This is a genomic window from Aliiruegeria sabulilitoris, from assembly GCF_001558155.1.
GTDB lineage: Bacteria > Pseudomonadota > Alphaproteobacteria > Rhodobacterales > Rhodobacteraceae > Tropicimonas > Tropicimonas sabulilitoris.
In genome coordinates, this window is record NZ_LOAS01000128.1 from 1 (window position 1) to 496 (window position 496).

Genomic DNA, 496 nt, shown 5'->3' on the forward strand with positions numbered 1-496 from the left:
CGCCACCAAGGCCGAAATCGACACGATGCTCCATCGACTGCAGGCCCTGAGCGGCGCGCAATTCAATACCAAGCCCGACGAAATCGGCTGGGGTGAGGTCAGCGCTTTGCTGCACTACGCGGTACAACTCCGCGAAACCTTCGACAGCGCTTTCCGCTAGGGCGAATACGCCGAATAGGCAGACCACTTCCCTGCTGGCCTGGAGCATGTCCCGGATTGGGGCACGCTGACCGGGCCCCGGCCTCGTAGAAGGACCCCGCATGCCGCGGGCCCGCATCAACGGAGCCCACCATGTCCGATCTCACTGACACCCGGATCCGCATTCTCGAACGCGCCGCAGCGCGCATCGATGGGCTGGCCATGCCGCTGCCGAAAGGCCTGCACGGCGCTGCTGCAAAGAAAGCGGTGGGCAGGATGATCGACCTCGGACTTCTCGAGGAGGTTGACGCGAACATCAAACGGGGCGAGCCGCTCTGGCGCGAGACCGGTGATGGTC

The 496-nt window shown here is 64.5% G+C and carries 1 pseudogene; it reads left to right on the plus strand.

Features of this window, described 5'->3' with window-relative positions:
• Positions 1-291 precede the first annotated feature (291 nt).
• Positions 292-496: pseudogene (locus AX756_RS24850) on the plus strand (DUF3489 domain-containing protein); the annotation flags it as partial.